This window comes from Exiguobacterium sp. RM11, assembly GCF_059821525.1.
This window is the reverse complement of the sequence record NZ_CM187558.1, coordinates 831,688-854,398: the sequence shown is the minus strand read 5'-3', so window position 1 is coordinate 854,398 and position 22,711 is coordinate 831,688. Positions and strand designations below refer to the sequence as shown.

The 22,711-nt window shown below is 46.5% G+C and carries 21 protein-coding genes and 1 other RNA gene; 2 read left to right on the top strand and 20 right to left on the bottom strand.

The window, feature by feature from the left end; genetic code table 11:
- Positions 1 to 58: 58 nt before the first annotated feature.
- Complete coding sequence (locus AC5LIL_RS04525) at positions 59 to 1,471, bottom strand: NAD-dependent epimerase/dehydratase family protein (RefSeq protein WP_499825048.1); 1,413 nt, start codon at positions 1,469 to 1,471, stop codon at positions 59 to 61.
- 135 nt (positions 1,472 to 1,606) lie between these two features.
- Between AC5LIL_RS04525 and AC5LIL_RS04520 the strand changes: the two genes are divergently transcribed.
- Both AC5LIL_RS04520 and AC5LIL_RS04515 read left to right on the top strand, forming a co-directional pair.
- A complete protein-coding gene (locus tag AC5LIL_RS04520; RefSeq protein ID WP_214760082.1) occupies positions 1,607 to 1,795 on the top strand; it encodes a hypothetical protein in 189 nt (62 codons plus the stop codon).
- A gap of 81 nt (positions 1,796 to 1,876) precedes the next feature.
- Complete coding sequence (locus tag AC5LIL_RS04515) at positions 1,877 to 2,377, top strand: hypothetical protein (protein WP_499825046.1); 501 nt, start codon at positions 1,877 to 1,879, stop codon at positions 2,375 to 2,377.
- Positions 2,378 to 2,467: 90 nt separating this feature from the next.
- Here the strand turns inward: AC5LIL_RS04515 and AC5LIL_RS04510 are convergent, their stop codons facing one another.
- From AC5LIL_RS04510 to AC5LIL_RS04420, 19 genes are all read right to left on the bottom strand, one after another.
- Entirely contained in the window at positions 2,468 to 2,932 is a 465-nt protein-coding gene (locus AC5LIL_RS04510; RefSeq protein WP_499825043.1) for a GNAT family N-acetyltransferase, read from the bottom strand.
- A gap of 537 nt (positions 2,933 to 3,469) precedes the next feature.
- Positions 3,470 to 4,429, bottom strand: a complete 960-nt coding sequence (locus tag AC5LIL_RS04505; RefSeq protein WP_499825042.1) for an HNH endonuclease — start codon at positions 4,427 to 4,429, stop codon at positions 3,470 to 3,472.
- A 71-nt stretch (positions 4,430 to 4,500) separates the two neighbouring features.
- Positions 4,501 to 5,103: a hypothetical protein gene (locus AC5LIL_RS04500; protein ID WP_499825041.1), complete on the bottom strand. Its 603-nt coding sequence runs from the start codon at positions 5,101 to 5,103 to the stop codon at positions 4,501 to 4,503.
- A 174-nt stretch (positions 5,104 to 5,277) separates the two neighbouring features.
- Positions 5,278 to 5,421 (bottom strand): alcohol dehydrogenase, encoded by a 144-nt coding sequence (locus AC5LIL_RS04495; RefSeq protein WP_214746089.1) that lies wholly within the window; start codon positions 5,419 to 5,421, stop codon positions 5,278 to 5,280.
- A gap of 276 nt (positions 5,422 to 5,697) precedes the next feature.
- A complete protein-coding gene (locus AC5LIL_RS04490; protein WP_499825039.1) occupies positions 5,698 to 6,327 on the bottom strand; it encodes a DUF1643 domain-containing protein in 630 nt (209 codons plus the stop codon).
- Positions 6,317 to 7,438: a hypothetical protein gene (locus AC5LIL_RS04485; RefSeq protein WP_499825038.1), complete on the bottom strand. Its 1,122-nt coding sequence runs from the start codon at positions 7,436 to 7,438 to the stop codon at positions 6,317 to 6,319. The genes AC5LIL_RS04490 and AC5LIL_RS04485 overlap by 11 nt, the downstream gene beginning before the upstream one ends.
- Before the next feature lie 834 nt (positions 7,439 to 8,272).
- Positions 8,273 to 8,628, bottom strand: a transfer-messenger RNA (tmRNA) gene (ssrA, locus tag AC5LIL_RS04480).
- A gap of 49 nt (positions 8,629 to 8,677) precedes the next feature.
- Entirely contained in the window at positions 8,678 to 9,148 is a 471-nt protein-coding gene (smpB, locus tag AC5LIL_RS04475) for an SsrA-binding protein SmpB (RefSeq protein WP_214693541.1), read from the bottom strand.
- A 54-nt stretch (positions 9,149 to 9,202) separates the two neighbouring features.
- Positions 9,203 to 11,617 (bottom strand): ribonuclease R, encoded by a 2,415-nt coding sequence (gene rnr / locus AC5LIL_RS04470; protein ID WP_499825036.1) that lies wholly within the window; start codon positions 11,615 to 11,617, stop codon positions 9,203 to 9,205.
- 15 nt (positions 11,618 to 11,632) lie between these two features.
- Positions 11,633 to 12,373 (bottom strand): alpha/beta hydrolase, encoded by a 741-nt coding sequence (locus AC5LIL_RS04465; RefSeq protein ID WP_074033592.1) that lies wholly within the window; start codon positions 12,371 to 12,373, stop codon positions 11,633 to 11,635.
- Between the two features lie 102 nt (positions 12,374 to 12,475).
- On the bottom strand, positions 12,476 to 12,700 hold the full coding sequence (gene secG, locus AC5LIL_RS04460) for a preprotein translocase subunit SecG (RefSeq protein ID WP_012726902.1): 225 nt from the start codon (positions 12,698 to 12,700) through the stop codon (positions 12,476 to 12,478).
- A gap of 73 nt (positions 12,701 to 12,773) precedes the next feature.
- Positions 12,774 to 13,661 (bottom strand): YitT family protein, encoded by an 888-nt coding sequence (locus AC5LIL_RS04455; RefSeq protein ID WP_499825035.1) that lies wholly within the window; start codon positions 13,659 to 13,661, stop codon positions 12,774 to 12,776.
- 48 nt (positions 13,662 to 13,709) lie between these two features.
- Positions 13,710 to 15,050 carry a glycosyltransferase gene (locus AC5LIL_RS04450; protein WP_499825033.1) on the bottom strand — a complete coding sequence of 447 codons (1,341 nt, stop codon included), beginning with the start codon at positions 15,048 to 15,050 and terminating at the stop codon, positions 13,710 to 13,712.
- Positions 15,047 to 16,255: a glycosyltransferase family 4 protein gene (locus AC5LIL_RS04445; RefSeq protein ID WP_499825349.1), complete on the bottom strand. Its 1,209-nt coding sequence runs from the start codon at positions 16,253 to 16,255 to the stop codon at positions 15,047 to 15,049. The genes AC5LIL_RS04450 and AC5LIL_RS04445 overlap by 4 nt, the downstream gene beginning before the upstream one ends.
- Positions 16,256 to 16,739: 484 nt before the next feature.
- Positions 16,740 to 17,537: an aminoglycoside phosphotransferase family protein gene (locus AC5LIL_RS04440; protein WP_499825031.1), complete on the bottom strand. Its 798-nt coding sequence runs from the start codon at positions 17,535 to 17,537 to the stop codon at positions 16,740 to 16,742.
- A 266-nt stretch (positions 17,538 to 17,803) separates the two neighbouring features.
- Positions 17,804 to 19,096 (bottom strand): phosphopyruvate hydratase, encoded by a 1,293-nt coding sequence (gene eno / locus AC5LIL_RS04435; RefSeq protein WP_012726908.1) that lies wholly within the window; start codon positions 19,094 to 19,096, stop codon positions 17,804 to 17,806.
- A 33-nt stretch (positions 19,097 to 19,129) separates the two neighbouring features.
- Positions 19,130 to 20,671: a 2,3-bisphosphoglycerate-independent phosphoglycerate mutase gene (gene gpmI / locus AC5LIL_RS04430; RefSeq protein WP_499825030.1), complete on the bottom strand. Its 1,542-nt coding sequence runs from the start codon at positions 20,669 to 20,671 to the stop codon at positions 19,130 to 19,132.
- A complete protein-coding gene (gene tpiA, locus AC5LIL_RS04425; RefSeq protein ID WP_034778525.1) occupies positions 20,672 to 21,424 on the bottom strand; it encodes a triose-phosphate isomerase in 753 nt (250 codons plus the stop codon). It lies immediately after the preceding gene.
- An 18-nt stretch (positions 21,425 to 21,442) separates the two neighbouring features.
- Entirely contained in the window at positions 21,443 to 22,627 is a 1,185-nt protein-coding gene (locus AC5LIL_RS04420) for a phosphoglycerate kinase (RefSeq protein WP_224861717.1), read from the bottom strand.
- Positions 22,628 to 22,711: the final 84 nt, after the last annotated feature.

Sequence of the window (22,711 nt, the reverse complement as noted above, 5' to 3'; positions counted from 1 at the left end):
AGAAAAACGTTAACAGAATGTACAAAAGAAAAAGACGCACCTTTCGATGCGTCTCCCTTCAATTCGTCGGAGCCTCTACGACTTGATCACCGTCTTCCGCGTCTTTCGCCAACAACTTCACGTGACGGCCGAACAGCCACATGACGACGAGATGGGCTTTCGCCTGAGTCTTCGTATAGAACCACCACGGAAGTGCTGGGACGAACTCATGGATGGCGACGAGTCCTTCATCCGACTCCGGTAATCGTCTAAATTCGAGACGTCCCGTCTTATTCTCTTCACTCAATTTGACGAACTTGCCTCCGTCAATCGCAAAGGATGCCATATCATCCGTCGCTTCTCGTTCAAGTGATAGATGAAGTGCGACGAATGACGGATCGAGAAGCGCAATCTCCCAATCATCGTCTTCTTTTGTCGTCTGAATGAGCGGATACATAAAACGACCGAGCCATTCAAAGTACGTATCCGCCATCCAAATTGCCGACTTCTCTTCCGGCAGACCGAACCGCTGAATCGAGCGGACGGTATACGACTTCGGTTGCTTTTTCTTCTTGCCGCCCGAGGACTGTTTCTCCTCTTCTTCAAGCGCATGTTCGACAGCCTGTTTGAATGGAATTTCACCTTGTCCGATGCCTTCGACGGTATCTTCTGCCACCATCGCGTGCCCCATGCTCTCAACGAGCGGATAGACGGTTGCCTTCGGTTCACCCGTGACGGCCATGACCCATAGGCGCGACAGTTTGATTGTCGGGAATGGGAAGTCGAGCAGAACGCGACGCTTGTCCATGACTTCGGCCGTCTGTTCGATCATCTTCCGATAGGTCATCACCTCGGGACCCCCGATGTCGATATGACGGTCATAAAGCGATTCGGCACCGACGACCGAGATGAGGGCCTGAACGGCTTCACGGATGTCGATCGGATGCGTCTCCGTCTTCGTCCAGCGTGGCAAGGTCATCGACGGCAACCGTTTGACAAGTTTCGCTAAAATCGGGAACGATGAGCCTTCCGGACCGATAATGAGCCCCGCCCGAATCGTCGTTACCGGTACGCCTTGTCCGCCGAGGATACGTTCGACCTCGAGTCGGCTCTTCAAGTGACGTGACAACGTCTTCTCATGTTTTGGAATGATGCCGCTCAAATAGACGATCTGCTCGATGTCGTTCGCCTTCGTCGCGCGGGCAAAGTTATCGGCAATAAGTGCATCCATATCCTCGAATGTCGCTTGCGTCAAGCCGCCGTCCGGAATCATCGAATGGACCAGGAACATGGCGTAGTCCGCTCCCTCACATGCTTCTCTGGTTGCCTCATATGAAAATAAGTCACAGGCACGCCATGTGATATGGGCTTCATCTTCTTTATTCTTCGTCGATCGCGACAACGCGATGATATCGTACTCTTCTTTCAGCTGTTCCATCACATTCGAGCCGATATAGCCGCTCGCCCCCGCAATGACAATCGTTTTCCGCATAAAGCTCACTCCCCTTCATTTTCACATAGAGGTAATGTACCCGTCTTTTCGAAAAAATAAATCAGTCTAAGTATGTAGAGCCTGCCCGTTCGATACGTAATAAAATGAGAATAATTAGAAAAAGGAGGAATATTCATGGGATTCTGGTATTTTCTTTTGCTTGGATTGGGAATGATCCTCGTCGTGAGAGGGATTGCAAGTAGCGCGAAACAAGGTGGATTGATCTTAGTCGGGCTTGTGATGATCGGAGTATCCATATTTATGTTCCAAGATGGCAGCGCGGACTTGGTCGCAAGTTGGTTTGATCAAATCACGGGTCGATAGACCAGCAGTGGAATAAATCGATATCACCCGTTATAAGATTGGTAACCAACAGACTTCAATTTATGTGGAGGGAACACGACGATGAAACGGTTCAAACGAGTAAGTGCCATGGCGTTATTCGCCTTGATTGGGTTTATACTTTTCCACTATGCGACAGAGTCAAAGACAGGATCCGATGCATGGACGACAGAAGCTGCGACACATCACTTCAAAGACATCTTAGACGCGCAACGAGTAGCAATTGAAGCACATACCCCGCTCGAAGATATCGAGCGAACGAAACTATCGCACGAAGATGATCTCGTTCGACTCGTCCTCGGTCAGCGGGATTGGGTCGAGCAGTTCCAATATACGATTCAGGATGTGCAAGTGGAGGAAAAAGGCGGTTTCTTATATGCGAATGCATATGTGACGAGACATCTTACATTCCAAAACGGTGTAACGACTGGGCTTGGTGACGAGATGACGATTCAATTGAGATCTCCGAATGAGGCAATAGAAGAAGTCGAGCTTGATAATCATAGTGTGACACAATCGGAACAACCTTTTTTCAAACGCTGGGTCAACCGAGTGTTGGATTGAATAAATCCCACTATCCAATTGGAAGGTGGGATTATTGTTAAAACGATAAATCTAGGCCGCCACTCAAATAACGTTAAATATAGAGTCCTCTCATAACTGTTTGTTCATGGCGATGGACGCTTCTTGGAATCCGAGTCGTCTATACAATCGCTGTGCGTCTGGGTTCGTACCGAATACACTTAATCCAATGGATGTTGCACCAAGTTCTTCTGAGACGACTTTCTCAAGTTTCTCAAACACTGCTGTCGCGTATCCTTGTCCACGGTACGTCTCTTCAATCAAAATATGATAAATGAAAACACGTTTCGATTCAGCTTGAAACGCATACCACAAAATCCCAACACGAGTGTCTTCGCTCATCACATGAACAACGGTCTGCCCTTCCCCGGGGCGATTATCTGGGAAGAGGTCTTGAATCAATTGTGTCGATTCCTCTTGCGCCAATACCATCGGAAGTTGATAGTTTCGTGCCACATCTTTTGCATAATCGTCAATCAACCAAGTCACATAATTCGCGATTTCTTGTTCCGTCATCTTGTCAAAATGAATGGTCATCTGTTTACCCCTAATCGTTTTCCTTTAGTGTAACATACAATTTTTGGAATAAACATTTTTAATGAAGCTCAGATTTTTGTAAAGTTAACGTATGCTATAGGAGTGAATTTAATTTCATAAGCTTTACCAAACCCAACTTGCAAACTTTTCGAAAAAAGTCGCGTTCACTATTATGTTGTTCCTCCTTGATTTTCCATCTTGTAAGGACGTTCACGTCAATCTATTCTCCGGATCGACTAACCCATTCATGGAAATCACTCTTCAGTGCGTCAGAAATCGTGAAGACATCCATCTCTATCTTGTATTGACAGACCGAATAGCATATCGGATTCGCTCCCATATCGGCCTCTATCGTATGTCTTTTTCAAATTTTCACAATCACAAATCCTTTTTATCAATTCGCTACCTTATTTCTTTTTAATACGCGTCCAGACATAAATACATTATCTTCTTCGTTCATTCACTTTAGATTTTCTAGTGTCTGACTATAATGAATACTAAACAAAAGTCGAACCTAATTGATAAGGTTCGACTTTTTCACGTCTTCGGTGCCCAACTATTTTCAAATCCATTTTGAACAGCGTAATGATACAAATGAATGAGTTTTGACTCTTTGTATCTAGACAAATGTTCTGACGTACGCAGTTCATGATTTCGTTCTACCAAAGTATAAAGATAATCAATCTTCGCTAATCGATTATTCTTGCTTGTATTGCACGTCGGACATGCAAGAACAAAGTTCCATAAGACATCGTTTTGCATATAAGACCAAGGAATGAAATGATCAACGTGAATCTGTTTTACCGGCTTTAAGCAATAAAAACACGTTGAATGACCGTGGCTTAATAAAATTTGTTTAAACTCTTCAAGCGATTGACGCACAGACACAAACTCCAGCTTACTCAAGATCCGTTTCATCGCATCTTGTGAATTGTACTTCTCTAAGAAGACGGCTAACTGATAGTTTGTCACGTTCATTAGAATGCGTTTGTATTTTTCAAAAAATACAACATACACCGGAACGAGCTGAATCCACTCTTCTTTTCGATTAAAAGAGTAAATCGTTTCGTTAAATGAGCGATAGAAAGAACCATATACGTATTTTTTATAAAATTGATTCACGTTCCGAATCAATTGACTTTGTTGATGTTCTGGTAAGCGGTCGAAGTTCCAATCTCGTGGGATGTCATTTTCTTTCTGAAAGGAGACCATCGCTTTTTCAACAGCGCTCTGCTTTCCTAGTTGATTCATCTGTGTTAAACCATGTGTCACAATGAGATTCCAATAGATTTTCGTCACATGTTTAGCAATCTGATGGAATGACACGACACCTGATTCATTTAATTCTGTTGTACATTCAAGTAACGCCTTCATCAATACATGTTTGTACGTAGTCGTGTGAGAAGCGTTCATCAGAAATTGTTGCGTAAAGCGCCATAAGTCAGATTCGGTTAAATACGTATCTTTTGCCTCAGCGACACTTAAATCCCATCCCAATGGCTTCACCTCCATCTATTCGTTGCACTATTGATTATAACGAATACAGATAGGAAGTGGATCACGGTGCTTCATACAGGAGCAGAAAACTCTCTTTTGATTTGTTCGATATCAATCATTGTTTTTTCATGAACATACTGAACGAGCGCATCATACTGTTCGACCGTATTCAGTTTTTTAAATTTCTCTACATCCCCTCTAAAGCCTGCGAAATATTCACTCTGATACTCTGGATTGTTGAATAGTCTTAAATATTCCATATAGTCTTTGATTTTCATTTGGCTCACGATGTGAGATAAAATGGCCTCCCACTCTTTGATTCGCCCCTCATGAATCTGTTTTTTGATGACGATGTCTTGTGCTTGTTCCATTTTGATTTGTTGAATGCATTGCTCCACTTCTAGTCTATATTGGAACAACTCATCTCGATTTCGAGTGTCTAGCGTAGGCGTCACTTCGGTTAAATAATACTGATACCGTTGCTTTCGTGGATGCATGTTTTTAGCTTTTTTAAGACTTTGATCGAGGTCATCGGATTTATTAAATCGTTTCTTTAAATTGATTGACTCTAAAGCTCCAATGATTTCTTTGTTATGTTTTAATGCAAGTTCGACCACTGTCGGACCATATTTTTTGAATCCATTCGCAATAAGTTCCGTCGATTTTTTAGACATGAGGAATTCTCCTTTGATATGTAAATTTCATGACGATTTTCAAAAAACAACTCGTAGTTTCTATTCAATAAAGGAATGCTCAATCCCTTGATTTCATTCAAAAACCTAATGACCGGTGTCCACTATCCATAAGAAAAGGATTAATGAGCAGTCACTCAATAATCCTTCGTCAGATCACTTCTTCTCTTGTTGCTTCTGCAAATACGCTTCACGAAGCTTGTTCAATCGTTCCTTCTTGTTCGAGACAGTCGGCTTTTTCCCGTCTTGGTATTTCGCCGCAGCTACTTTGCTTCTCGTATCTAATTGATATTTCCCCATGCTCTTCACCTTCCTTTCTTGATGGCTTCAATCAAAAGCAAAGACCTTCTAATCTCAATGAAATTAGAAGGTCTTCATGAAAATCATTGATCGCAGTCGTTACAGACTGTTTCAAAATGGAGACGGCGGGAGTCGAACCCGCGTCCAGAAGTATCGGCACTTAAGCTTCTAAGACTCTAATGTTATCTTATCAAGATTATTTATTTTCAGGAGTATTACATATATACGAACTCGGTTCGAAGACCCTCTTTATAATAGCACAATTTTAATATGATATCACTCAGATATCCATGAACGCAATTGAGAAGAAGCATTGAATAAGGGAGAACCAACTTTAAAAACATACCTATCTGGATTGTTAGGTCTAGGGTGTTTAGGAAACTTTTCACCTTTGCCAAACCCGAAAACTTTACAACTTGAGGACTTTGTTATAAGTAAATTTTTTAATTCTTCGTCCTCAATCAGTTCTTCAAAATAACTTTGCCCAAATTCTCCCCAACCTAGGATAATGGTATTTGAATTACTTATTGCGTGTTTTATTGACTCTTGGTTCATCTTTTCTTTTACTGATTCAGATATAGCCTCTCTACTATGAGTTTTTAACCTTTTAGTACTTGAATTTATGATAGGGATAATATTCACAACGAAAAGTGCATCATAATTGATTGAACTTTCCCTAGCATATTCTATTAGAAACTCTACTGTAGCATCAGATGATAAAGAGTTAGCTAAACTCGGATTAGTCATAATAACGGTTAAATTTCTATTTCCCTCCGCCCATCTTTTCTCTAAAAAATATCTCCTTGTTGCATTTTTTGGATTATCAAAAATTGCTTTGCCACACCCTACATCAACATGTGATTTCATTAAATTTTCTCCGTTTATCTTTGTAACGTTATTTATCATGGAATCTCCCCCGAAACTTCATAGATATCATTTCTAACAACGAATACTGATGTGATTTATCTACAATGAAAAAATTGGAAACCGCCGTATGGATAGGCAAGACAACATCCTCGTAAATTTCATAACACTTATTTATAAAGTTTGGATCATTCTTTATAACATCGAGAAAATTACTTTCTTTTTCCTCATTTCTCACCGAATAATGAATCATGTCTCTATATTTTTTAGTCCAAGATAACAACTCTTTATTATTAGCTATACTTTTAATTTTACTTTCCAAGTCATCATCCATAGTTGCAATCCATCCTAGAAATTCTTTGTTGCTGTACTCCCATAAATTATTTATATTTTTCACTATTGAATCTAAACCCCTAGTCAAAACTCTTGTAAAAGTATATTCATCAATAAAATGTGTTTCTTTCCTTTCTATCATGAGGTGATAAATATAGATCATATAATTTAACTCTTGTAAACAAATCAATAATCGAAATTGCAAAGTCTGATAAGCGATAGAACTTTTATCATCTCTAAAAAATTTCTCGACCCTAACATCAAAACACTTAATACTGCTTTCTTCGCTCTTCACTCTGGTTATAGCATGATAAAAGCTATCATTCTCTGTACCTAAAATGTAGGGTTCGAGTTTCATTCTTACTTGAGGTATAGTTTCAATTAAAAATGATTTCAGCTTCTCTTTAAAAACATCATCATATAGTGTTAAATAAGGATTTTCAAAATTTGAACCTAAGAAGATAAATGTACTGTACATTGTACTCCCTATAACTTTGTTATCCTTTAAGTATAGTCCGATATTATTTTCATATTTGGCAAAACTTTCTTCATGAATTCCCCTAATTTTTAGGTATATACCATCATTTCTCAAACTTCCTCTTTTACCAAAAAGTTTTATATTTTGCCTAATCTTTTTTATATCACCATTCAAAGTAATAGGAGGTTTAAATGCATTTATAATTTCTTCAAAGACTACACAATAGTCCCTTAGTAAAATAAAATTATACGCTGATGTAAACTCTTCATTCCGACCACATGATAATGCAATTCTATTTAACATATACAAATCAAGTATTGCTGTATTTTTAGAACTTTCCATTTTGCCCCTCCTTTTGTTTAGTTTACATTATTATCTTGAGCGTACAAGAAGGATTAGTCTTCCTATATTTTATTCAAAAAACCTTTATATACCTAATGATATTCTATTGGTAAATTTCATTATAGGTGGAATGATATATGGGAAGAGATAAGCAAAGAAAAAAGAATTCAAAAAACAGAAGAGAATTAAAAAATTAGAATAGGTAAATACGTTCCATTCTCCTTAGCAAATTCACCTCGAAAACTTAATGGAAGAACTAACAAACATGAATATAAAACTAATATATATAATCTAATATTTGTTGGTTCCTTTTTTAAAAACACTATATATAATGCGTCTAATATAAGGTCTTGTAACTTTCGGAACAGCAAAATAATTGGAGTAGATTATATAAACACTAACCTTAAAAAAGTAAATTTAAAAATGTAGTCTTTTACGGGGTAAACAAAAAAATATCGATTTTAATAATGCTACTTTTAAAAATGTCTATTTTATAAACACAAACACTGATGTAGCCAAAAATTTAAATGCAGATCAACCAGGCATTTGTATTCTTAAAAGATATCCTTCTTTAAAAATAGATGATACCTTATTACAATCTATTGAAATGCTAATGGAAATACCGAAAATAAAAAAACTACAGAAAATCCGCCGTGCTTTCTACTCTTGAACATAAAAACGTCCTCCAACTCATCATTTGAATTAGAAGATTTAAGAACAAAGTTGAATAAATATGTAGGGATGCAAAAAGGGATATTCAACAAGAGTTTAACTCCCGTTCAATACCCCTAATGTCGTAAAACCTTGATATAGCTACGTTTCCAGCCATTTCATAAATGGAGACGGCGGGAGTCGAACCCGCGTCCGAAGGCATCGTAACGCATGCTTCTACGTGTGTAGTTTATCTATTGAATCTCGATGTGACACTGCCGATAAACAGGCGTTGTCGCATCCAGTCTGTTTCATCTCTTCTTCGCGCCCTCAGACGGCGAGGTTGAAGCGTAGCTTGCTTAGTTTGTGACCCTGAAAGTCATCCACACAAGCGATGGATGTCAGGATCCGCAGGGCACTTAGGCTGCTGCGAGTTGTGTGTTAGTTTTGCCAGTTATAGGCGTTTGCGTTTTAACGAGGCCGACCCCTCGACACGCCACATACGACCGACCTACCCCCGTCGAATCCATAACGTCCCCGGGGTGGTAATTGGTACTATATTTAATATACCACAATCAGGATTCGTTGTCAGTATTTTTGCCGATCGCGCATCGCACGGTCGACGTCACGTTTCGCATCTTTCTTCTTCAAGTCCTCACGTTTGTCGTACTTCTTCTTCCCTTTTCCGACGCCGAGCAGGCACTTGGCGAACCCGTTCTTGATATACACTTTGAGCGGGATGATCGTGTAGCCGTCACGCCCTGACGCCCCGATGAGCTGATTGATCTGTTTCTTATGCAGCAATAGCTTTCGGACGCGGAGTGGCTCATGGTTGAAGCGGTTCCCCTGGTCGAACGGGCTGATATGACAGTTGTGAAGCGTCGCCTCGCCTCCGTCGAACCGGACGTACGCATCCGCGATATTGATCTTCGATTGACGGACCGACTTGATTTCCGTCCCTGTGAGCACCATGCCCGCCTCAATCGTATCCTCGATCGCGTAATCGAAGGACGCCTTGCGGTTTTGGGCGAGTGCGTTCGAATCTTTCTTCTTGGCCATACACATTCAGTCCTTTATCTACAAGATACGGAGGAAGGGACGAGCCCTTCCCCGTCAGCGACGCTTCTTCGCACCTCGTTTGGCGTCGCCTTTTCGTTTGTGCTTGTCTTTCTTCTTCAAGTCGAGTGCCGAACGGCCTTGGGAAGACTTCTCCCCGTCACGTTTCGGTTTCTCACCTGGTTTACCCGGTTTGCCCGGCTTCCCAGGTCTTCCTGGTTTGCCGCGCTTCTTCTTGTCGTCTCGACCGCGACCGCCACGACGGTCTTTCTCATCCTTCTTCGGACGACCGCCTTTTGCTTTGATCGTCGTCGGTTGGCGACGGCTTGACTGTTCCCGTTTCGGCATGCCGACGACCGTGAAGTCGATTGTCCGCTCGTCTAGATTGACGGCGTCGACTTTGACACGGACGGCGTCCCCAATCCGGAACTGACGTTTCGTGCGCTCCCCGAGCAGCATGAGCTGTGATTCGTCGAAGTGGTAGTAGTCATCCATCGACTGAAGACGAACGAGACCTTCGATTGTATTCGGAAGCTCGACGAACATTCCGAAGTTCGTGACGCCGGCGACGACACCATCGAACTCTTCACCGAGATGGGCTTCCATGTATTCGGCTTTCTTGAGCGCCTGGGTCTCACGCTCTGCGTCGACCGAACGACGTTCCCGTTTCGATGCCTGTTCGGCGATCGCTCCGAGACGGTCCTCGTACTTCGCAATCGTCTTCTCCGACAAGTCGTTGTTGAAGACGTATGTGCGCATGAGACGGTGGACAATCAAGTCCGGGTAACGACGGATCGGTGACGTGAAGTGCGTATAAAAGTCCGTCGCGAGTCCGAAGTGACCGAGCGAGACGTCATCATATTTCGCCTGTTGCATCGAGCGAAGCATGATTGTGCTGATGACCGGCTCTTCCGGTTCACCGTCGATCGCCTTCAAGATTTTTTGAAGTGTCTTCGGTTCGACTGTCTGTCCTTTGATGCGTTCGATGTGAACGCCGAAGTTTGCGACGAAGTCGAAGAAGAAGTCGAGCTTGTCCGGTTTCGGATTGTCGTGGACACGATAGATGAACGGCACGTCCATCTTGTGGAAGTGTTCAGCGACCGTTTCGTTGGCCGCGAGCATGAACTCCTCAATCAACTTCTCGGCGACCGAACGTGGACGAAGCACGATATCCGCCGGCTTCCCTTCCTCGTTGACGACGACTTTCGCCTCGGCGAAATCGAAGTTGATGGCACCGCGTGAGTTGCGTCGTTTCCGAAGGACTTCTGCGAGCTCGGCCATGAGGTCGAACTCACCGATGAACGGCCCATACTTTTTCAACGTCTCTTCGTCATCGCGCTCGATGATCTCACGGACGTTCGTATACGTCATCCGTTCCGTCGTCTTGATGACACTCGGGAACAAGTCATGGCTGACGACCTTCCCGTTTTGCGGAGAGATTTCCATGACACAGCTGAGCGTCAAACGGTTGACGTGCGGGTTGAGGGAACAAATTCCGTTCGAGAGTCGGTGCGGCAACATCGGGATAACACGGTCGACAAGATACACACTCGTCCCGCGCTCGAGCGCCTCGACGTCGAGCGGCGAGCCCTCTTTCACGTAATGCGAGACGTCGGCGATATGGACACCGAGCTCGTAGTTGCCGTTATCGAGTTTTTTGACGTGGACGGCATCGTCCAAGTCTTTCGCATCTTCGCCGTCAATCGTAAAGATCGTCTCGTCACGAAGGTCGACGCGACCGATGAAGTCTTTCTCATCCGCCTCGTCCGGCACCGCGTTCGCCTGCGCGATCACGTCCTCCGGGAACTCCGTCGGAATGCCGTGCTTATAGACGATCGACAAGATGTCGACGCCTGGGTCGTTCTTATGCCCAATGATACGGACGACGTCACAGGCACCGGCGAAGCGTCCGTCCGGATACTTCGTGATGCGCACGACGACTTTATGTCCGTCGACGGCACCGAGCGACTTGTCCGGGTTGACGACCGGCCAGAAGTTGATGCGCTTGTCATCCGGCTCGATGAAGGCGAACTGGTCGAGTCGACCGCTCGGGAGCGTATACGTCCCGACGAACTCGGAGAGTCCGCGCTTCAATACTTTCAATAAGATTCCTTCTGTCTTGCCACGGTTGTCCTCGCGTTTTTTGACGAGGATCGTATCGCCATGGTAGACGTCTTTCAGTTGGTCGGGCGGCAAGAACACGTCTTCCGCTTCCCCTTCGACCGACAAGAAGCCGAATCCGCGCTGGTGGATCGAGATGATCCCCGCGACTTGGCCGAGCGAGGCGAGCGTCCCGTAACGGTTCGTCCGCGTCCGGCCGATGGCACCCTCTTCCTCGAGGGCATTCAATGTGCGGATGAGTTCTTTGAAGTCATCCGTCGACGCGAGCTGTAGTCGCTCGGTCAGTTGATCGACAGAGAGCGGTTTTTCGCTCGCCTGTAAGATCTCTAGTAATTGGTCACGTAAATTCAACGTGACACCTCCTTCTTAGACTGACCAGTCTAACGTTTCGAGAAAATCGAGCACGTCCTGGTGCAGTTTCTCTTTTTCTTTGTCGAGCGTGATCACATGTCCCGAGTTCTCATAGATGAGCAACTCTTTTTGGAACGTGTTGACCGCCTCGTAAATTTGATTCGCCGATTCCGGGTCGATCATGTTGTCTTTGGCGCCTTGGACGACGAGTGTCGGGACGAAGATGTCCTCGAGCTTCGACGCCGTGTCGCGGACGAAGGCACGGAGGTCTTTTAGCGTTGGCATCGGTTTGAACTCTGCCATCTCCTGCTCGATCTGTTCCGGCGACTTTTCTTCTCTACCCTTATATTCTCGGGCATATGCCTGGACTCCTTTGTACAAGCGGTCCTCGGCATCGATTCCAGTCGGCGCGCACATCGGGATGACCGCCTTGACGTCTTTCTCCTCGGCGAGACGGAGCGACATCACGCCACCTAGCGATAGTCCGCAGACGACGATCTCCTCATGACCTTTGTCGACGAGTGTCTGGTAGGCGTTCAAGACGTCTTCCCACCAGTCTTCTGGTCCATATTGGAGTAATTCTTCCGGTGGGACGGCATGACCACGATAGATCGGTCCCATACATGTGTATCCTTCTTTTTGAAGGAAGCGACCGAGCATGCGGACATCCGCGCTCGATCCAGTGAAGCCATGTAACATCAACACGGCACGTTTTCCGCCCTCGAAGAAGAACGGTTTTGGTGCAGTCACTTTCATTTTATCTGTCATCTCCTCGTATCTACATTATTCCCAAAAAATAAATCGAAAAAACAAAAGCTGACCGCCTCACGTGAAAATCGAGAACGATCAGCCTTATCATCATAATGATGCGACTAGTAATCCTAAAATGAAAAACAAAGTGCCTAGTACAGCTGCAGTTCGGTTCAAAACAGCATCGAAGCCGCGCGCTTTCTGGCGTCCGAACAACTGCTCCGCGCCACCTGCAATCGCTCCAAGACCTTGCGACCGACCTGACATGAGCAGTACGACGACAATCAATAAGACAGCCACGACAAGTAGGCTGATTGTAGCGATCGTTTGCATAGTAGTCAGTTCCTCCTTCTATTTACACGCCTTTTATTATATAGAAGTTATCGTCAAAACACCAGCATTCAAATTATCGGGACGGGTAGCTGAACCCTTCTCCGATGACTTCCTTCACCTGGTGGATGACGACGAAGGCACGGTCGTCCGTCACTTGTACGATCTTTTTGAGCGGCGCGATCTGACGTTTGTCGACGATCATATATAACATGTTCTTATCCTGCTTCGTATAGTAGCCATGTCCATGGATAATCGTCGCCGAGCGCCCGAGCGTCTCCGTCAAGACGACGGCGAGCTCTTCTTGCTTGTCGCTGATGATCGTGACGGCCTTGCGGATGTTGAGTCCTTCCGCGACGAGGTCGATGACCCACGAGCCGATGATGATGGCGATAAGCGTATAGAGGACGACCTGTTCCCCTAAGAAGAAACCAGATGTCGCGACGACGAGCGCATCGATAATGAACATCGAGACGGCGACGCTCAAGTGGAGATAACGCTCCATGAGCCGGGCGATGATGACACCCCCACCGGTCGTGCCGCCGACACGGAGCACCATGCCGATCCCGACCCCGATCATGATCCCAGCATAGACGGCCGCGAGCAGTTTATCCTCAGCAGGGCTGCCCCAGTCGTGCGTCAGACTGAGGAAGAATGACGTCGCGACGACGGCGATGACCGAATAGACCATTGTCCGGCGGTCAAGCAGCTTATAACCGACGATAAAGAGAATCCCGTTCCCGATGATCGACGTGAGCCCGAGGTCCCAGCCGAACACATAGTACAGGATGATCGTGACCCCGAGCAGGCCACCTTCCGAGAAATCGTTCGGTACTGTGAAGTAGTTGACCCCGAACGAGAGAATGAATGAACCCGCGATGATCCAGGCGATATCCTTCACCGAGATGGTTTGTAGCTTGCGCCATACTTGTTGGCGCAATAGATGTTGCTGTTGACGTTTCATAAATTGTCCTCCTTCCACATAAAAAAGACCGCGGCCAAAGCCGCAGTCTTAAGATTGTACTGGCTTTGGCGCACCGTCTTTCATAATCGGCAACTTGCGCTCCGCTGCGTTCGCGTAGACGTTCAAGAGTGCCTCTTTTTCCAAATCCCAGTTATATTTCTCACGCGCGGTCTTCGTGTTCTCTTTGACACGCGCATAGAGTGCTTGGTCTTCAATCAAACGGTTGACGCCGTCTGCGATCGATTGTGGATCGTGCGAGTCAACGAGCACCCCGACATCGTTCCCCGCAACGACCCGTTCGATTTCAGGGAAGTCACATGAGACGACCGGTACTTCGGCCATCAAATACTCGAACAATTTGTTCGACGACGCCGAGTAGTGGTTGAAGCAGACGTTGTTCAATACTTGGAAGCCTAAGTAGGCGTTCATCGTATAGTAAGGTAACGCTTCGACCGGTACTTTGTCAATCATCTTGACACGATCGCCGACACCTTCCGTTTCGATCAACTGTTGAATCGTTGGTTTGAGCTTCCCGTCCCCGATCATGACGAGCGTGCCCTCTTTGAAGTCTTTCGCCGCGAGCACGAGTTGTTCAAGACCGCGCCCTGCTTGAATTCCACCTTGATACAAGAGGATCTTCTCGTCTTTCGGCAAGTCGAGCAGCGCATGTAAGTCTTTACGGAGCGAGAAGTCAAGCGGACGATAGAACGGATAGTTGTGGAGCACGTACGGATAGAATCCGTATAACTCTTCGTTATGTGCCGCGCGCGTATGGTTCTCGACCATCATCGTATCGACGAACGGCAAGAGCCATCCTTCAAGGTTTCGTTGGATGTAACCGTAACCGGTACGGTCCGTTTGTACCTCGTGTGAATCGTAGACGATTGTACCTTTATTAAACACTTTTCCAGCGAGAAGTGCTTGCGGGACTGTGTTCAAATCGTTCGCATGATAAAAGTCATACGATTTTTTCGTCGATGCGAACACCATCTCGAGCATCGCACTCGCATTGACGATTTGCTTACGTACTTGCGGCAACAAGATCGTACCGACCGCTGCCCCGAGAGCGAGCATCGTGAACGGTGCGAGTAGGAACAAGCCAGCACCGACGAGTCCGGCACCGATTTGACGGGTCCGTTTCTCACTCACCCATTGATACGTCTTCTTAGCGAACTTGAGCGCGTTGACGAGAATCGATGGTTGACGCTTCACGCGGATGACGCGGAAGCCTTCCGGACGCATCTCTTCTTTCGGTAACTCTTTATTTTTCGGGTCTTGGAGCGCAATCAAATCAACTTCATAACCTGCCTCGGCGAGTGCCGAGCATTCGCGAAGAACGCGCGCATCATTCGTAAAATGGTTCCATACAAACATACATACTGACTTCATTGTGTTTCCTCCATCACTAACTGTTGTACGACTTGATCTAACACGTCGATATTCTCTTCCCAACATAAATTCTCTTTGACGTAACGAATCCCGTTCGCCCCGAGCGCCTCCCGAAGGTCCGGTCGGTCGAGGAGCTTGCGGAGAATCCGCTCGATCTCATCGATATCCCGTTTCCGAGAGACGAATCCGACTTCAGCCGCTTCAATGACATTCGCCGCATGGCCTGACACTGCTGCGACAATCGGTTTGCCGACCGCCATATAGTCGATGAGTTTCCCAGGGATGACCGTATCGAACACTTCTTGCTCAATCAGGCTGACAAAGGCGACGTCCGCATTTTTAATCGCTTGGAACGCCTCCGTCCGTGGCATCGCTTCAAGGAATAAGAAGTTTTGGAAACCACGTTCCTTGATCGTCTGCTTCAACTCTTCTTTCCGGTACCCGTAGCCAATCAGTTTGAAGTGAATCCGCGGTTCGTCACGGAACCGTTCGGCGAGTTCGAGTAAGAGTGACACGTCTTGCGCGAGGCCCATGTTTCCGGCATATAGGATCTCCATCCGGTCGTCCGGCGGGATCGTCCGCTCAAGCGTCCGTTCCGATTCCCGAATCGAGTTCGGCATGTAGTGGATTTTCTCGTTCGGGACACCGCGTTGACGCAGATAGCTGCGGAAGCCTTCCGAGTTGATGATGACCTCGTCGGCAGCACGATACAGTCGCTTCTCGAGCCAAAACGCCGGCGCGAGCACCCAGTCGTGCTTGAACACGCCGACCCCTTTCACCGATTCCGGCCAAAGGTCACGAACGTCTAAAATGAGGGGGACACGATACTTGCGTTTCGCATATACCCCGACAAACGCCATAAAAAAAGAAGGGGTCGTCGCAAACACGACGTCTGGCTTCAATTTTAGCTGACGGACGGCTCCAATCCCCTTTACCATCTGTTCGAGGAATAAGAAGAGACGACTGACCATGTTGGATGTGTGTTTCCGTTTCTTCGTAATGAGACGTTTAATGAACGGTTGATTGTTCAATTCTTGATCGTTCCAAAAACGATTATCTTGGTACATATCAAAGCTTGGATAGGAAGGGGCGGCCGTGATGACCTCGACTTCATACCCACGCTGTTTCATTAAATGCGTAATATTTTGCATCCGGTTGCCGGCACTGCCGATCTCCGGATAATAGTTTTGACACACCATGAGCATTGTTTTCAAAAATAACACACCTTACTGTTAATCAAGTTTGTCCATAATCTCTATCGAGCAGATTCGGACGTTATTCGATAGTTGGGCACGCCATTATGACATGTTGTTCTCGATTCTTCTGAAGAACAACATGTTAAAAAACCAAATCGATAGTGGCTTCAGAATAAATGGCAAGCGGGACAATTATACCATAATTCCACAAAGAACGTCTTATCCAACATCGAGAGACGACTGATCTCTCTTTTTAGTTTTATTCATGCATTTATGCTTGAGTGTAAAAATAACATTCAAGACTGTTAGCTTACTTTTACGTAACTAAAAAAGGTCATGACTCTTAGTCATGACCAATCGTCGTTGCGCTGTGATTTTAGGTAGTACCAAATACCGAATCCGATTAGCAATACCAAGAATAGTAATCCGAACATCATCATCGGAACCGCCTCCTCGTTCATCCTTCACTAATCTATTCCCTGCAAAGATCGTTTCAGAACCACTTATGGCCATGCGTTTGAATGAAGCGCAGTTCTTCTTGATAATGATCATAGTGCCCCTTATCCATCATCTTTATGAAGGCGATATCCCCTTCAGAGGCTTTTCGTTTCATCAAAAGACAGAGTGCCTCGATGCGTAGCTGCAACATCTCAAACCAGTCTTCCTTAGGGTTGTCCCAACCATATGCCTTTAAGAATAATGACACACGTTCTTGATACGACTTATCATCTCGAATCGCATCGTAATCGATGACTTCTCCTGATTCAGCTTGATGCCGGCGACTGAGCGGGACGAACGTGTAAAGCACGTAGACGATATCCCAAGCTCTCGGACCTGGCGCAGCCAAATCAAAGTCGATAATCCCAGATGCTTTCCCCTTATGAAAAATCGTATTGTAGACAGCGAAGTCATTATGGCAAATGACCTCTAGTGGTCGAGGCGTGTTGTCAATCGGTGACCAATCCGATGACCATTCAAAATCTGTCGACGCATCATGCAGACGTCTCATCAGTCGCGCAACATCTTGAATTGCCTCATTGGACCACATGTAAGACTTTAGAGGATAGTCTGCGGTTTCTCCTTCCAAGTAAGTTAACACTTCTCTTCCTCGATCATCGATTCCAATAAAACGCGGCACTCCGGAAAGTTGCTTTACCTCCAAATGACGTAACCATCGATGAATACGCTCGCTGCCTTCCTTTTGAGTACGATAGACGTAATCCCCCTTTTTATAGACATTCGACACGTTCCCGCCACTCAGCCTTTTTTCTTGTTCATTCGATTGGTCCATCCAATAATCCCCCTATTCTTCATCAATCACGTTCAGTATACAGCAACACAGGATCTCGATGACGAGAAGGTCCGACAAAGAGCGATTTTGTCCGTCCAAGCGGCACGGTGACTTTTGCAGGAAAGCAATCCCGCGGAGACCCCGCAAGCGCATAAACGCGAGGAGGCTCCGTGGATTGCCTGCAGAAAGCATCGGTGCCGTCAGGACGGGTTGAAAAACACCCAGAAAAAAACAGGCCCGCCATTTGGCGAGCCTGAAACAATCAATTATTTTTTAAGGTTGTAGAACGACTTGATGCCGTCGTATTTCGCTACATCGCCGAGCATGTCTTCGATGCGGAGAAGTTGGTTGTATTTCGCGATACGGTCTGTACGTGAAAGTGAACCAGTTTTGATTTGTCCAGCGTTTGTCGCAACAGCGATGTCCGCGATTGTCGCGTCTTCTGTTTCACCAGAGCGGTGTGAGACAACTGCTGTGTAACCAGCTTTTTTAGCCATTTCGATCGCGTCGAATGTTTCTGTGAGCGTACCGATTTGGTTAACTTTGATAAGGATCGAGTTTGCGATTCCTTTTTCGATACCTTCAGCAAGTTTAGATGTGTTCGTTACGAAGAGGTCATCCCCAACGAGTTGAACTTTGTGTCCGATTTTGTCTGTGAGAAGCTTGTGGCCATCCCAGTCGTTTTCGTCACAACCATCTTCGATTGAGAGGATTGGGTACTTGTCAACGAGCTCAGCGTAGAAGTCTACAAGCTCAGCAGTTGTGAGTGACTTACCTTCGCCAGCGAGTTCATATTTACCAGTTGACTTGTCGTAGAACTCAGAAGATGCAACGTCCATTGCGAGGTAGACGTCTTCGCCTGGTTTGTAACCAGCTTTTTCGATCGCTTCAAGGATAACTGTGATCGCTTCTTCGTTAGATTTCAAGTTTGGTGCGAAACCACCTTCGTCACCAACAGCTGTGTTAAGACCCATACCAGAAAGAACTGATTTGAGGGCGTGGAATACTTCAGCACCCATACGAAGCGCTTCACGGAATGTTGGCGCGCCAACAGGCATGATCATAAACTCTTGGAAGTCCACGTTGTTGTCCGCGTGCGAACCACCGTTGATGATGTTCATCATTGGTGTTGGAAGTGTCTTCGCGTTGAATCCACCGAGGTATGTGTAAAGTGGGAGACCAAGCTCATCTGCTGCTGCGTGAGCTGCTGCCATTGACACACCGAGGATTGCGTTTGCACCAAGTTTAGCTTTGTTTGGCGTACCGTCGAGTTCGATCATTTTCGCATCGATTGCGTTTTGGTCGAAAACATCGTAGCCGATGAGTTCTGGTGCAATCGTGTCGTTTACGTTTGCAACTGCTTTCAAGACACCTTTACCGAGGTAACGTGACTTGTCGCCATCGCGAAGCTCAACTGCTTCGTGCTCACCTGTTGAAGCGCCTGATGGGACGAGGGCACGGCCGAAACCGCCGTCTTCTGTGAAGACTTCTACTTCTACTGATGGGTTACCGCGTGAATCTAAAATCTCGCGTGCGTAAATTTCTGTAATCATTGACATGAAAAATCGCTCCTTTTCGTATGAAAAATAGTTTTATGATTTTGTAACGATTGATGAACCAGTCATTTCAGCTGGTTGCTCCCCACCGAGAAGGTCGAGAAGCGTTGGGGCGAGGTCGCAAAGTGCTCCTTCGAGAACTGGTTTCAGTTCGACTCCCTCTTTTGTGATGATGCACGGAACAGGTTCCGTCGTGTGCGCTGTCATCGGCGAGCCGTCTGGGTTCGTGACGATGTCTGCGTTCCCGTGGTCTGCTGTGATGATGGCCACGCCGCCTTTAGCAAGTAATGCGTCCACTACTTTACCGAGGCATTCATCGACTGCTTCGATTGCTTTCTTCGTCGGCTCAAGCTTACCTGAGTGACCAACCATATCCGGGTTCGCGAAGTTGATGATGTATGCATCATACTCATCCGACTCGATACGCTCGAGCAAGCCGTCTGTGAGTTCGTACGCACTCATTTCTGGTTGCAAGTCGTATGTCGCGACTTTCGGTGAAGGAATGAGGAGACGATCCTCTCCTTCGAATGGTTTTTCTTTTTGTCCGTTCAAGAAGAACGTGACGTGTGGGTACTTCTCTGTTTCTGCGGCACGGAGCTGTTTGTATCCTTGCGCAGAGAGTGTTTCCCCGAGTGTGTTTTTCAAATCTTCCGGTGGGAAGACGATGTCCGTGTCGACGTCATCCGAGTACTTCGTCATCGAGACGAGAAGAAGGTTCTCAGGATGGTTTTCAGAGAGTGTAAAGCCTTCGAATCCAGCTTTCTCTTTGAATACTTTCGACAACTGGATTGCTCGGTCCGGACGGAAGTTGAAGAACATGATCGCATCGTTGTCTTGAATCGTCGCGACCGGCTTTCCATCTTTTTCGATGACTGTCGGTAAGACGAACTCATCCGTCAAATCGTTCTCATACGACTTCTTGAGAACCTCGACTGGGTCCGTACCGACTTCACCTTTTCCGTTTACGAGGACGTCATATACTTTCTCGACGCGCTCCCAACGGTTGTCGCGGTCCATGGCATAGTAGCGACCAGACACGCTAGCGACTTGACCGACACCGAGTTCAGCGAGCTTTTCTTCAGTTTCCTTGAGGAAACCAGCACCTGACTTCGGATCACAGTCACGGCCGTCCGTGAACGCGTGAATGTACACTTTTTCGATGCCGTGGAGTTTTGCGAACTCAACGACGGCATACATGTGTTTGATATGCGAGTGAATCCCGCCATCCGACACGAGGCCCATGATATGGAGACTCGAGTCATGTTTCTTCACATGTCCTGCCAAATGGTTCATCGCCTGACGGTCGAAGAACGAACGGTCTTGGATTGCGTTGTTGACGCGTGAGAGTGACTGATAGACGACTCGACCGGCACCGATATTCAAGTGACCGACTTCCGAGTTCCCCATCTGTCCTTCTGGAAGACCGACGTACTCGCCTTTTGCGTTTAAGAGCGTATGTGGATACTGCTCCCAGTAGCGATTGAAGTTCGGTTTGTCCGCAGCCATGACCGCGTTACCGAACGATTCGTCACGCATCCCGAAACCATCTAAGATGATGAGTGCGACTGGTCTAGCCATTTAAATCGCCTCCAACAATTTGAGGAACGAAGCGGCTTCAAGTGAAGCACCGCCGACGAGTGCGCCGTCGATATCTTCTTGTGCCATGTACTCTTTGATGTTCTCAGGTTTGACAGATCCACCGTATTGGATGCGTACTGCAGCCGCTACGTCTTCACCGTAAAGACCTTTCACCACGTCGCGAACATACTTACAAGAGCTTTGTGCGTCAGCTTCGTCTGCTGATTTACCTGTACCGATTGCCCAAACTGGCTCATACGCGATGACGAGTTGTTTGACTTGGTCAGCAGAGAGGTCAGCGAGACCGCCTTCGACTTGTGTTTTGATGACTTCTTCGAACTTGTCGCCTTCGCGCTCTTCAAGTGTTTCACCGACACAAACGATTGGCGTAAGACCGTGTTCGAACGCTTTTTTCGTTTTGCTGTTGATGAACGCATCTGATTCGCCAAAGTACTCGCGACGTTCTGAGTGACCGAGGATGACGTAAGTCACGCCGAGGTCAGCGACCATAGCTGGGCTGATTTCGCCAGTGTATGCACCGCTATCTTTGTCGTACATGTTTTGTGCACCGAGCTTCAAGTTTGACCCTTTAGCTGCTTCTACCATCGGTGCGAGGAAAAGTGCCGGAGCACCAATCGCTGCATCTACTTTGTCAGTAGACGGAATGTTGTTTTTAACTTCCTCTACGAAAGCGACAGCTTCCGAGAGTGTTTTGTTCATTTTCCAGTTACCTGCAATAATCGGTTTACGCATCGATAACCCTCCTCTAAATTACTTGTCGTTAAGCGCCTCGACACCTGGAAGTTTTTTGCCTTCCATGAATTCGAGTGACGCGCCACCACCAGTTGAAATGTGACTCATCTTGTCAGCAAGACCAAACTTGGCTGCTGCAGCGGCTGAGTCGCCACCACCGATGATTGAATATGCATCGCTATCTGCAAGTGCTTGAGCGACACCTTTCGTTCCGTTTGCGTATTTATCGAGTTCGAATACGCCCATCGGTCCGTTCCATACGACAAGTTTCGATTCGCGAATCGCATCCGCGTAAAGTTCGACTGTCTTCGGTCCGATATCAAGACTCATGTGATCCGCTGGGATCGAGTCGATATCGACTGGGCCGACATACGTTTCTTCGCCGAATTCTTTCGTGATGACACAGTCGATTGGCATCAAGAATTTCACGCCTTTGTCTTCTGCTTTCTTCATGAATTGACGAGCGAGGTCAAGCTTATCCTCTTCAAGGAGTGACGTTCCGACTTCGTGCCCGAGTGCTTTCGAGAACGTGTACGAGAGTCCGCCACCAATGATGAGTGTGTCAACGATGTCAAGAAGGTGGTCGATGACCCCAATCTTGTCCGCTACTTTCGACCCACCGATAATCGCCGTGAACGGACGGTCTGGGTTAGAAAGAGCTTTACCGAGAACTTCAAGTTCTTTTTCCATCAAGAGACCAGCAACGGCTGTGTCCACGTGGTGTGCAATCCCTTCAGTTGAAGCGTGTGCACGGTGAGCCGCGCCGAACGCGTCGTTGACGTATACGTCAGCAAGTGCTGCGAATCCTTTTGCAAGTTCAGCGTCGTTTTTCGTTTCACCTGGGTAGAAACGAACGTTCTCTAAAACGACGACATCGCCTTCAGAGAGTTTAGCGACCGCTTCTTCTGCGACCGGGCCGTATGCTTCTTCGACGAGCGGCACATCTTTTCCGAGGAGCTCAGCGAGACGCTTCGCTACTGGAGCAAGTGAGAACTCAGGGTTCTTCTCGCCTTTCGGACGGCCGAGGTGGCTCGCAAGGACGAGTTTCGCACCACCGTCAAGCAAGTGCTTGATTGTTGGAAGTGCGGCTTGGATCCGAGTTTCATCTTGGATGACGCCATCTTTGAGTGGAACGTTGAAGTCAACGCGGCAAAAGACGCGTTTCCCTTTTACATCGATGTCACGAATAGACTGTTTGTTCATAACTTTCGCCTCCATATGTCGTGCGTGTCATTTCATAAATAGAGCGGAGAACAATCTCTTGTTTCCGCTCCTATTTGATTCTAT

Excerpts from the sequence above, each read along its gene's own strand:
- AC5LIL_RS04525 (WP_499825048.1), bottom strand. The coding sequence starts at position 1,471 with ATGCGGAAAACGATTGTCATTGCGGGGGCGAGCGGCTATATCGGCTCG.
- AC5LIL_RS04520 (WP_214760082.1), top strand. The coding sequence starts at position 1,607 with ATGGGATTCTGGTATTTTCTTTTGCTTGGATTGGGAATGATCCTCGTC.
- AC5LIL_RS04515 (WP_499825046.1), top strand. The coding sequence starts at position 1,877 with ATGAAACGGTTCAAACGAGTAAGTGCCATGGCGTTATTCGCCTTGATT.
- AC5LIL_RS04510 (WP_499825043.1), bottom strand. The coding sequence starts at position 2,932 with ATGACCATTCATTTTGACAAGATGACGGAACAAGAAATCGCGAATTAT.
- AC5LIL_RS04500 (WP_499825041.1), bottom strand. The coding sequence starts at position 5,103 with ATGTCTAAAAAATCGACGGAACTTATTGCGAATGGATTCAAAAAATAT.
- AC5LIL_RS04495 (WP_214746089.1), bottom strand. The coding sequence starts at position 5,421 with ATGGGGAAATATCAATTAGATACGAGAAGCAAAGTAGCTGCGGCGAAA.
- AC5LIL_RS04490 (WP_499825039.1), bottom strand. The coding sequence starts at position 6,327 with ATGATAAATAACGTTACAAAGATAAACGGAGAAAATTTAATGAAATCA.
- AC5LIL_RS04485 (WP_499825038.1), bottom strand. The coding sequence starts at position 7,438 with ATGGAAAGTTCTAAAAATACAGCAATACTTGATTTGTATATGTTAAAT.
- smpB (WP_214693541.1), bottom strand. The coding sequence starts at position 9,148 with ATGGCCAAGAAGAAAGATTCGAACGCACTCGCCCAAAACCGCAAGGCG.
- AC5LIL_RS04465 (WP_074033592.1), bottom strand. The coding sequence starts at position 12,373 with ATGAAAGTGACTGCACCAAAACCGTTCTTCTTCGAGGGCGGAAAACGT.
- secG (WP_012726902.1), bottom strand. The coding sequence starts at position 12,700 with ATGCAAACGATCGCTACAATCAGCCTACTTGTCGTGGCTGTCTTATTG.
- AC5LIL_RS04455 (WP_499825035.1), bottom strand. The coding sequence starts at position 13,661 with ATGAAACGTCAACAGCAACATCTATTGCGCCAACAAGTATGGCGCAAG.
- AC5LIL_RS04450 (WP_499825033.1), bottom strand. The coding sequence starts at position 15,050 with ATGAAGTCAGTATGTATGTTTGTATGGAACCATTTTACGAATGATGCG.
- AC5LIL_RS04445 (WP_499825349.1), bottom strand. The coding sequence starts at position 16,255 with ATGCTCATGGTGTGTCAAAACTATTATCCGGAGATCGGCAGTGCCGGC.
- AC5LIL_RS04440 (WP_499825031.1), bottom strand. The coding sequence starts at position 17,537 with ATGGACCAATCGAATGAACAAGAAAAAAGGCTGAGTGGCGGGAACGTG.
- eno (WP_012726908.1), bottom strand. The coding sequence starts at position 19,096 with ATGTCAATGATTACAGAAATTTACGCACGCGAGATTTTAGATTCACGC.
- gpmI (WP_499825030.1), bottom strand. The coding sequence starts at position 20,671 with ATGGCTAGACCAGTCGCACTCATCATCTTAGATGGTTTCGGGATGCGT.
- tpiA (WP_034778525.1), bottom strand. The coding sequence starts at position 21,424 with ATGCGTAAACCGATTATTGCAGGTAACTGGAAAATGAACAAAACACTC.
- AC5LIL_RS04420 (WP_224861717.1), bottom strand. The coding sequence starts at position 22,627 with ATGAACAAACAGTCTATTCGTGACATCGATGTAAAAGGGAAACGCGTC.